General features: G+C 59.6%; 12 protein-coding genes. All 12 read left to right on the top strand.

Features of this window, described 5'->3' with window-relative positions:
- Positions 1–638 (top strand): SufD family Fe-S cluster assembly protein (locus B3520_RS03875; RefSeq protein ID WP_286875453.1); only part of this gene is annotated, 638 nt, incomplete at its 5' end.
- Positions 639–793: 155 nt separating this feature from the next.
- Positions 794–1,543 (top strand): Fe-S cluster assembly ATPase SufC, encoded by a 750-nt coding sequence (sufC, locus tag B3520_RS03870; protein WP_024459853.1) that lies wholly within the window; start codon positions 794–796, stop codon positions 1,541–1,543.
- Between the two features lie 3 nt (positions 1,544–1,546).
- Positions 1,547–2,860, top strand: a complete 1,314-nt coding sequence (gene sufD / locus B3520_RS03865) for a Fe-S cluster assembly protein SufD (RefSeq protein WP_286804554.1) — start codon at positions 1,547–1,549, stop codon at positions 2,858–2,860.
- A gap of 8 nt (positions 2,861–2,868) precedes the next feature.
- Positions 2,869–4,119: a SufS family cysteine desulfurase gene (locus B3520_RS03860; RefSeq protein WP_286804553.1), complete on the top strand. Its 1,251-nt coding sequence runs from the start codon at positions 2,869–2,871 to the stop codon at positions 4,117–4,119.
- A 21-nt stretch (positions 4,120–4,140) separates the two neighbouring features.
- Positions 4,141–4,512: a HesB/IscA family protein gene (locus B3520_RS03855; RefSeq protein ID WP_024459856.1), complete on the top strand. Its 372-nt coding sequence runs from the start codon at positions 4,141–4,143 to the stop codon at positions 4,510–4,512.
- Positions 4,513–4,527: 15 nt separating this feature from the next.
- A complete protein-coding gene (gene sufT / locus B3520_RS03850; protein WP_024459857.1) occupies positions 4,528–5,064 on the top strand; it encodes a putative Fe-S cluster assembly protein SufT in 537 nt (178 codons plus the stop codon).
- A gap of 25 nt (positions 5,065–5,089) precedes the next feature.
- The gene (locus tag B3520_RS03845; RefSeq protein WP_123637122.1) at positions 5,090–5,509 is read left to right on the top strand and encodes a SufE family protein; all 420 of its coding nucleotides are present in this window, start codon (positions 5,090–5,092) and stop codon (positions 5,507–5,509) included.
- 185 nt (positions 5,510–5,694) lie between these two features.
- A complete protein-coding gene (ndk, locus tag B3520_RS03840; RefSeq protein WP_123637123.1) occupies positions 5,695–6,123 on the top strand; it encodes a nucleoside-diphosphate kinase in 429 nt (142 codons plus the stop codon).
- A gap of 48 nt (positions 6,124–6,171) precedes the next feature.
- Positions 6,172–7,344 (top strand): 23S rRNA (adenine(2503)-C(2))-methyltransferase RlmN, encoded by a 1,173-nt coding sequence (gene rlmN, locus B3520_RS03835; RefSeq protein ID WP_123637124.1) that lies wholly within the window; start codon positions 6,172–6,174, stop codon positions 7,342–7,344.
- Positions 7,345–7,415: 71 nt separating this feature from the next.
- Positions 7,416–8,159: a type IV pilus biogenesis/stability protein PilW gene (pilW, locus tag B3520_RS03830; protein ID WP_123637125.1), complete on the top strand. Its 744-nt coding sequence runs from the start codon at positions 7,416–7,418 to the stop codon at positions 8,157–8,159.
- Between the two features lie 7 nt (positions 8,160–8,166).
- Positions 8,167–9,123 (top strand): RodZ domain-containing protein, encoded by a 957-nt coding sequence (locus B3520_RS03825; RefSeq protein WP_286804552.1) that lies wholly within the window; start codon positions 8,167–8,169, stop codon positions 9,121–9,123.
- A 33-nt stretch (positions 9,124–9,156) separates the two neighbouring features.
- Positions 9,157–10,281, top strand: coding sequence for a flavodoxin-dependent (E)-4-hydroxy-3-methylbut-2-enyl-diphosphate synthase (gene ispG / locus B3520_RS03820; RefSeq protein ID WP_024459863.1), 1,125 nt, complete (start codon positions 9,157–9,159; stop codon positions 10,279–10,281).
- The last annotated feature ends 27 nt before the right edge of the window (positions 10,282–10,308 follow it).

Genomic DNA, 10,308 nt, shown 5'->3' with positions numbered 1-10,308 from the left:
TGCAGAACTGGTACCCCGGCGACGAACAGGGCAAGGGCGGTATCTACAACTTTGTGACCAAACGCGGCCTCTGCCACACCAATGCCAAAATTTCCTGGACCCAGGTGGAAACCGGCTCGGCCATTACCTGGAAGTACCCCAGCTGCATTCTGCGCGGGGACAACAGCGTCGGTGAGTTCTACTCGGTGGCGTTGACCAACAACTACCAGCAGGCCGATACCGGCACCAAGATGATTCACATCGGGAAGAACACCCGCTCGACCATCATCTCCAAGGGTATTTCCGCCGGCCGGAGCTCCAACGCCTATCGCGGCCTGGTGCGGATGAACCCCGGTGCCGAGGGTGCACGGAACTACACCCAGTGTGACTCACTGCTGATCGGCGATCGCTGCGGCGCGCACACCTTCCCGTACATCGAGAGCAAGAATCCGAGTGCGGTGGTGGAGCACGAGGCGACCACCTCCAAGGTGAGCGACGACCAGATGTTCCTGTGCCAGCAGCGCGGCCTGGATCCCGAAAAAGCCGTCTCGATGATTGTGAATGGCTTCTGCCGGGAAGTGTTTAAAGAGTTGCCGATGGAGTTTGCGGTGGAAGCCGGCAAGCTGTTGGAAGTGAGCCTCGAAGGCTCGGTGGGTTAATCGTTGGATAGCGGCGGATAGCACCGCAGTTTGCGTAGGGCGGATAAGCGCGAAGCGCGCATCCGCCGTTACCCAAACCAACGCCGCCACCCAAACTCGAAACCACCGCACACGACGAACCGAATTTACGTTATATGAAACTGGAAACCGACACTATGCTGACCATCAAAGACCTGCGCGCCAGCGTCGAGAATGAAGAAATCCTCAAGGGCCTGAGCCTGGACATCAAACCCGGCGAAGTGCACGCCATCATGGGCCCGAACGGTTCGGGCAAGAGTACCCTGGGCAATGTGCTGACCGGCCGCGAAGGCTACGAAGTGACCGCCGGCAGCGTGCAGTTCAATGGCAAAGACCTGTTTGAACTCGAGCCTGAAGAGCGCGCCCGCGAGGGCCTGTTCCTGGCCTTTCAGTATCCGGTGGAAATCCCCGGTGTCAGCAACATGGAATTTCTGAAAGCGGCGGTGGACGCGCACCGTGAACACCGCGGTGAAGACCCGATTTCCTCGGTGGACTTCCTGAAGTTGGCCCGCGAGACCTGCAAGTCGGTCGACCTGGACCCGTCGTTTCTAAAACGCGGGGTCAACGAAGGTTTCTCCGGCGGTGAGAAAAAGCGCAATGAAATTCTGCAGATGATGCTGCTCAAGCCCACCGTCTGCATTCTGGATGAAACCGACTCCGGGCTGGATATCGATGCCCTGCAGGTGGTAGCCAATGGCGTGAACGCCATGCGGGCGGAAGATCGCAGCTTTATCGTGGTCACCCACTACCAGCGGCTGCTCAACTACATCGTCCCGGATAAGGTTCACGTATTGGCTGGCGGCCGCATCGTGAAGTCCGGCGGTAAAGAATTGGCGCATGAGCTGGAAGAGAAAGGTTATAGCTGGCTCGAAGAAGAGGTGGTGTAAGCGATGAGTGATTTTCAGCAACAGGCGTTGCAACTGGCCGGGCAGCAGGATAGCCCGGACTGGCTGTCCGAGCTGCGCACCAGTGGCGCCCGGCAGTGGCTGAAAACGCCCTGGCCAAACCGCAAAACCGAGCAGTGGAAATACACCCCGCTCGCGCCGCTGCAGAAAACCGAATTTGCGCAGTGGGCCGAATCCACCGCCCAGTGGCAGGACCAGATCGAATGGTTGGAACTGGATGCGACGCGTCTGGTGTTCGTCAACGGCGTGTTCGATCCCGAGGCGTCGGACGCTTTGCCCGCTGAAGTGGTTCGCTTTGGCGATGCCAGTGCGGAGCAGCAGGCCGTTATTGGTCAGCATCTGGGTAAAATCGTCGACAGCGAACACCATCTGTTCGCCGCACTCAGCAACGCCTGGGCGTCTGAGGACGGTGTGCTGGTGCACGTCCCGAAAGACACCAAGCTGGCCAAGCCGCTGTATGTGGTGCAGGTGTCCACGCCGGGCAGTGCGCCGGCCACCGCCAACCAGCGGTTGCTGGTGGTGCTGGAAACCGGCGCTCAGGCGAGCATTATCGAGCATTTCGCCTCGACCGACGACGAGCAGAACGGCTTCGTAAACAGCCTGACCGAAATTGAAGTGGGCGAGAATGCGTTCCTGCACCACTATCGGATCAATCTGGAAGAAGAGAACCTGCTGCACGTGGGCGGCATTCACGCCAACCTGCAGCGCAGTTCGCAGTTGCGCGGTTTTACCGTTGCCCAGGGCAGCAAGCTCAAGCGTATTGATTATCAGATCAACCATTGCGGTGATGGTGCGCACCTGGATCTGCAGGGCGTGTATGTCCCGCGCAACAAGCAGTTGATCGACTACCACACCAATGTGCAGCACAAGGTGCCGCACTGCACCAGTAACGAAGTCTTTCGGGGCATTATTGGTGACTCGGCGCACGCGGTGTTCAATGGTCGCATCCATATTCACCAGGATGCCCAGAAAACCCTGGCGGAGCTCAGCAACAAAAACCTGCTGACCTCGCCCAAGGCGGAAGTGGACACCAAGCCCGAGCTGGAAATTTACGCGGATGATGTGAAGTGTGCCCACGGTGCCACCGTGAGTCAGTTGAACAAAACCGCGCTGTACTACATGCAGGCCCGCGGCATTTCGCGGGAGGAAGCGCAGGTCATGCTGAACTTCGGCTTTATCAACGAGCTGTTGCAGGATGTCGCCGAGCCGGCCGTGCGTAACTACCTCGGCCCGCGCCTGGCCCGCCTGTTCAGCAGTAACAGCGATCTTCTGAGACACATTCAGAGCGAAGAGGCCTGATCCTCACCATGAACAGACCGGAAGCACTACAGAGCACCGCCGGCTTCGATGTGGAAGCGGTACGCCGGGATTTCCCGATCCTGCAGGAGCAGGTGAACGGGCATCCGTTGGTGTATCTGGATAACGCCGCGACCACCCAGAAGCCACGGGCGGTGATTGATGCGATCAGTCACTACTACCTGCACGACAACAGTAATGTGCATCGTGGTGCCCATGCGCTGGCGGAGCGGGCGACGGCAAAGTTTGAAGGTGCGCGGTCAACGGTGGCCGAGTTCCTCAACGCACCGCATCGCGAACAGATTCTGTGGACGCGCGGCACCACCGAAAGTATCAACTTGGTGGCGTTCAGTTGGGGTCGCAATAACCTCAAGGCGGGTGATCGGATTCTGGTCTCGGCGATGGAGCACCACTCCAACATTGTGCCCTGGCAGATGGTGGCCGAGGCCACCGGCGCAACCGTCGAACCCATTCCGGTGGACGAGACGGGCACGCTGGAGCTGGCGGCGCTGGAAACGCTGCTCGAGCAGGGTCAGGTGCGTATGGTGGCGGTCGGGCACGTGTCCAATGCTCTGGGTACGGTCAATCCCATCGATGACATTATTGCCCTGGCGCACAAGCACGGCGCACTGGCGCTGATTGATGGCGCCCAGGCGGTAAGTCACTGGCCCATCGATGTTCAGGCGCTCGATTGCGACTTCTATGTGTTTTCGGCCCATAAACTGTTTGGTCCCACGGGATTCGGCGTGCTGTACGGCAAACGCGACCTTCTCGAAGCCATGCCGCCGTATCAGGGCGGTGGCGAGATGATCCAGTCAGTGAGCTTCGCCGGCACGACTTACAACCAGTTGCCGTACAAGTTTGAGGCGGGCACCCCGGATATCGCTGGTGCCATTGGCCTGGCCGCTGCCATTGACTACCTCAATGGGCTGGACCGGGAAGCCGCCGCTGCGCACGAGCGGGCCCTGTTGGCCTATGCGGAAGAGAAGGCGTTTGCGACCCCGGGTATCACTCTGGTGGGCACGGCGGCGCACAAGGTCAGCGTGTTGAGCTTTCTGGTCGAGGGCACCCACCCGAACGATCTGGGGTTTCTGCTGGATCAACAGGGTGTGGCGGTGCGTACCGGACACCACTGCGCGCAACCGATTATGGAGCAATACCATATTCCGGGTACGGTGCGCGCCAGCTTTGCGTTTTACAACACCTTTGATGAGGTGGATCGGCTGTTCGAGGCCCTTGAAAAGGCTCGGCAGTTTTTTTGAACAACACAGGAGTAGAGTGAGATGGCAGTAGAGTCATTTGATCCCACTCGGCAGGCCGTTGCGGTCACTCCGGCTGCAGTGGAACACTTCCGGCGTCAGTTGGGCCTCAACCAGGAGGCGCAGGCGGTACGTCTGAGCGTGAAAGAGAGCGGTTGTACCGGTTTCATGTACGTGGTGGACCTGGTGGCCGACGGGCGCGAGAACGATGTGTGCTATGAACTGGCGGACGACGTCTCGCTGTACATCGACCGGGACAGCCTCAATGTGGTCAGCGGTACCGAGATCGATTATGTCATTGAAGGCGTCAATCGCCAGCTCAAATTCAATAACCCCAATGCTCAGGATTACTGCGGCTGCGGGGAAAGTTTCAGCGTTGTGAATGCTTCCTCCTAGACGCCCGGGGCCCCGATGAGTGAACGACGTATGGTGGTGGCCCAGGCGGACTGCCCGGCCCGCCGGGTGCCCGACGGCACGCACCTGACCATTCCCAAAGACACCTTCGTGACGATCACCCAATCTCTGGGTGGCAACTATACGTTGACCTATCACGGCCAGATGGTGCGGGTAGATGGCACCGACGCGGCCGCCCTGGGCCTGGAGGCCCAGGAGCTCAACTTTCCGCCGCCCGCCGATCAGCGCATCAATGAAGATCAGGTCTGGGAAGCTCTGGGCACTGTGTATGATCCGGAGATTCCGGTGGATCTGGTCAATCTGGGGCTGATTTACGCGGTGGACGTCGACCAGAGCGAACAGCGGGTGAGCATCAGGATGACCCTGACGGCGCCCGGCTGTGGTATGGGGCCGGTGCTGGTGGGTGATGTCGAGCGGCGGGTGGCCAAGGTGCCCAACGTCGATTACGTGGCGGTCTCCCTGGTGTTCGATCCGCCCTGGAGCCGGGAGATGATGAGCGAAGAAGCCCAGCTCGAGACCGGAATGTTCTTTTAAGGTTTAACCCTCAGGATTCAGTGGTATGTCCCAATTCGGAACTGACATCAGCGCCGACGATATCGTCGAGACCCTCAGCTTTTTCGATAGCTGGGAGGATCGCTACAAGTACATTATTGACCTGGGGAAAGAGGTACCACCGCTCGACCCGGCCTACCAGACCGAGGCGTACCTGGTGCGCGGCTGTCAGAGTCAGGTGTGGCTGACCCATCGGGAAGAGGACGGCAAGCTCTGGTTCGACGCCGACAGTGACGCCTTTATCGTCAAAGGCCTGCTCGGCGTGGTGCTGGCCGCCTACAACGGCAAAAGCCCTGCCGAGGTGCTGGATTTTGATATTGAAGGCTACTTCAACGAGCTGAACCTCCTGAAGCACCTCAGTCCCACCCGGGGTAACGGTCTGCGCGCCATGGTGGCCCGAATCCAGGATATCGCTCGCGCCGCCTGAACCGCCGGTGCCGCTTGATCTGCAGCCCGGTTTCCAGAGGCGTCGATCGGTGCACAGTTTGCGGTCAATCGCGCCTGCCGGGGTGGCTTATAGGCGCAACCCGCGTATAATTCCCGCATTTCTCCGCCCCCGAGGGGGCGGGGCTGATCCGAGACCATTTTGCGCGACTGACACTGGAGCCTTCGATGCCCGAACAACAGACCCTCTCTATCATCAAACCGGACGCGGTACGGAAAAACCTGATCGGTGCCATTGAGAGCCGTTTCGAGCAAGCTGGCCTCAAGATCGTGGCACTCAAGATGATTCAACTGAGTCGGGCCCAGGCCGAGGGCTTCTATGCCGAGCACCAGGGCAAGCCGTTTTTTGAGGGGTTGGTGGACTTTATGACCTCCGGCCCGGTCTGTGTACAGGTGCTGTCCGGCGACAACGCCATCACCCGCAATCGCGAGTTGATGGGGGCGACCAACCCGGAAGAGGCCGCGCCGGGCACCATTCGCGCGGACTACGCTGAAAGCGTGTCCATCAACGCGGCGCACGGCTCGGATTCGCCCGAGTCTGCCGCACGGGAAATCGCCTACTTTTTCGAACCCGGGGAAATTTTCGCTCGCAGCTGATGCGGACGCCGAGATTCCCGAGCTCATTTCGTTCATACAGGTATTCACATGACCGCTGTACCCGCTGCCAACACCGCTGACCCGTCCAAGACCGAGCGGACCAATCTGCTGGGCCTGCCCGAGGCCAAGCTGGTGGCTTTTTTCGAGTCCTTTGGCGAGAAGCGCTTCCGAGCGACTCAGGTGCTGAAGTGGATTCACCAGCGCGGCGCGGAAAACTTCGACGAGATGACCAACATCAGCAAGTCGCTGCGGGAGAAGCTCAAAGAAGTGGCCGAAATCCGGGCACCGGAAGTCATCCAGCAGTTGGACTCGTCCGACGGCACCCGCAAGTTCCTGATTCGCGTGACCGGCGGCAGCATTGTAGAGACGGTATTTATTCCCGAAGGCGATCGGGGCACCCTGTGTGTCTCCTCCCAAGTGGGCTGCTCGCTCGACTGCAGCTTCTGCGCGACGGGCAAGCAGGGCTTTGACCGGGACCTGACCGCAGCGGAAATCATCGGTCAGGTGTGGATTGCGGCCAAGTCCTTCAATCAGCTTCAGCCCAATGGTCCGCGAAAGGTGACCAACGTGGTGATGATGGGCATGGGCGAGCCGCTGTTGAATTTCGACAATGTCGTGGACTCCATGAACCTGATGATGGAGGACAACGCCTACGGCATCTCCAAGCGGCGGGTGACCCTGAGTACCTCAGGCGTAGTGCCGGCGCTGGACAAGCTGGGGCAGTACACCGACGCCTGCCTGGCGATTTCCCTGCACGCGCCCAACGATGAACTGCGCAACGAGCTGGTGCCGATCAACAAAAAGTACCCCATCGCCGTGCTGCTCGATTCCGCCAAGCGCTACATCGCGGGTTTGCCCGATACCCATCGGCGCATTACCATCGAGTACACCATGATTGATCATGTCAACGATCGTCCGGAACACGCCCACCAATTGGCGGAACTGCTTCAGGATGTACCGGTAAAAATCAATCTGATCCCGTTCAACCCGTTCAAACTGTCCGACTACAAACGGGCCAGTAACAATGCGATTCGTCGGTTCCAGACCATTTTGATGGAAGCGGGCTATATCACTACCATCCGTACCACGCGGGGTGAGGACATTGATGCCGCCTGTGGTCAGCTCGCGGGCACGGTCAACGATATGACCAAGCGCAGTGAGCGGTACCGGGCGAAGTTTGACGAACTGCAAACCGTAAAAATAATTGCGCCGTCTCCCTGACGAGCGTCTGTGACCAAGAGGTAAGGGTGATGATAAAAGCACATAGAAACCCGCGCCGAGTATGGCGTTCAATGGCCGCGCTGGGATTGCTGGCGTTGCTCGGGCTGGGCGGCTGCGTGACCCAGACCAGCGGTCCGCAAGTGGACCGCGAGGCAGCCCTGGATACCCACTATCGATTGGCCATGGCGTACATCGACAACCGTAACCGGGACTCGGCTCGTCACCATATTGAGAAAGCGTTTGAACTCGATGATGACTCGGCCAAAGCCTACGCGGCACAGGCCATGCTGCTTCAACTGGAAGGTGAGGTGGAGCGTGCTGAGGACAGCTTCAAGTCGGCGCTTCGGGAAGACCGGAGCTTTTCTCAGGCCCGTAACAACTACGGCGCTTTTCTATTCAGACAACAGCGTTACGAAGAGGCCTATGAGCAGTTCTCAATCGTCAGTGAAGATCTGAGCTACGACAATCGGGCTAGAGCGCTGCTCAGCCTGGGGCGCACCGCCAAGCAACTGGGGCGTGAAGAGCGCGCCCGTGCGGCGTTTGAACATGCGTTTACCCTGGATCGACGCCTGGCGCCGGTCCTGTTGGAGCTGGCAGACATCAGTTTCCAGGACAAAGAATACGCGCAGGCCAAGCGCTACCTGGATCAGTACGGCGAGGTGTCTCGTCAGTCGGCCCGTTCGCTGCTGTTGGGTATTAAAATCGAAAGGATCTTCGGCAACCAAGACAAAGAAGCCAGTTATGCGCTGGCATTGAAAAATCGCTTTCCTTATTCCGATGAGTATCTGGAATACAAACGCGAAATGAGTCGTTGAGGTCCTGATGTCAACTGAAGAACAACCCGCCGAGGCCGAGGTTCCGGAGCTCGCCCCGGAGGCGTACCCAGGCGCGCTGCTCAAAGCCGCGCGGGAAAAGGCCAAGCTCAGTGAAGAGGATGTCGCCCGCGAGCTGCGGATGACCGTCAGCAAGGTGCGTGCTCTGGAGGCGGACGATTACGATCGGCTGCACTCCGATACGTTCATTCGCGGTTATCTGCGTACTTACGCGAAACTGCTCGGCCTGGAACCCGAGGACCTGCTTCAGGCCTACAAGCAGGCTCGGCGTCAGGCCGGGTTGGCGGATGATCCCGAAGAAAGCCCGTTGAAAATCAATGTGCCCGAGCCGACCCGGTCCCTGTGGAAATTTGTGCTCTGGATTCTGGTGTTGCTGGCGGGCATCTGGGCACTGTCGGTCTGGTTTCTGGGCAACCGGCAGGATCCCGTGGCGGATAGCGCCATGGTGGACCCGATCAGTGAACTGAAGGCGCCAGCGCCGACGTCGGCCCTGACTGAGGAGCCGGCAGTTGAACAAGAAGCGGTAGCGGGCAGTGTGGACGATGGGACCGAGGAAGCGACTGAGGCAGCGCCGACCGCAAGCGCCGAGACGAACTCGGCCGCGGCGTTGACCGGCTCTGAACCTCCGGCAGCGTCAAGCGGTGCCGTGGAGCCTCTGGCAGCAACGGAAGTGAGCAGTCCCGGTGCGTCAATGAACGACCCGGAAGTGCTCGATCAGCTGCGTTTGACCTTCTCGGAAGAATGCTGGGTAGAAGTGACCGACAGCCGTGGGGACGTGCTCGAAACCGATCTGCTTCAGCCCGGTCGGGAATTGTTGCTCTCCGGTGAGGCGCCCTTTACGGTGAAGCTCGGCAATGCCGGCGCGGCCCAGGTTGAGCTCAACGGTGAGCGTTTTGATTTTGTTCCGCCGGTCAGTGGTCGCCTGATGACCCTGACGGTCAATTGATACCCCTGAACCGAACCATCACAGGATCGCATCATGCACAGTGAGTCGCCCATTGTACGCCGTCAGTCCCGCCAGATTATGGTTGGCAATGTGCCCGTTGGGGGCGGAGCGCCGATCTCCGTGCAGAGCATGACCAACACCGAAACCACCGATGTGGCCGCGACCGTCGATCAGATTCAGCGCCTGCAGCTTGCCGGAGCGGATATCGTGCGCGTCTCGGTCCCGAGCATGGAGGCCGCCGAAGCCTTCGGAGCCATCCGCAAACAGGTGGATATTCCCCTGGTGGCGGATATCCACTTTGATTACCGCATTGCCTTGCGGGTGGCGGACTTGGGTGTGGATTGTCTGCGCATCAATCCCGGCAACATCGGACGGGAAAAGCGCATTCGCGCGGTGGTGGACAAAGCGCGGGATATGAATATCCCGATCCGCATTGGCGTCAACGCCGGCTCTCTGGAAAAAGATCTGCAGAAAAAGTACGGCGAGCCTACTCCGGATGCGCTGGTCGAATCGGCCCTGCGGCATGTGGAGATTCTCGATCAACTGAATTTTTACGACTTCAAGGTCAGCGTCAAGGCCTCGGATGTCTTTATGGCGGTCGCCGCTTACCGCAAGCTGGCCCGGGAAATTGATCAGCCGCTGCACCTCGGCATCACCGAAGCCGGCGGTCTACGGGCGGGTACCGTAAAGTCGGCGGTCGGCCTGGGCGCGCTGTTGATGGATGGCATCGGCGACACCGTGCGCATTTCCCTGGCAGCGGATCCGGTGGAAGAGGTTAAGGTCGCCTGGGATCTGCTCAAGAGCCTGAAGCTGCGTAACAAGGGAGTGAACTTTATTGCCTGCCCAAGCTGCTCCCGGCAGAACTTCGATGTCATCAAGACCATGAACGAGCTGGAAATGCGCGTGGAAGACATCACCGTGCCGCTGGATGTTGCGGTGATTGGCTGCGTGGTCAACGGCCCGGGTGAGGCCAAAGAAGCCGACCTGGGGCTCGCCGGCGGTACCCCCAACAATCTGGTGTATATCGACGGGGCACCGAGTCAGAAGCTCGCCAATGACACTCTGGTGGACGATCTGGAGCGGTTGATCCGCGCCAAGGCCGAGGAGAAAAAAGCGCGCCTGGAAAAAGAGGAAGCGAATCTGATTGTGCGGGGATAGACCCGGTGACGGCGGATGCGGGCTTCG

The organism is Marinimicrobium sp. UBA4509, assembly GCF_002388575.1.
Classification (GTDB): Bacteria; Pseudomonadota; Gammaproteobacteria; order Pseudomonadales; family Cellvibrionaceae; genus Marinimicrobium; species Marinimicrobium koreense.
This window is presented reverse-complemented; position numbering and strand designations above follow the sequence as displayed.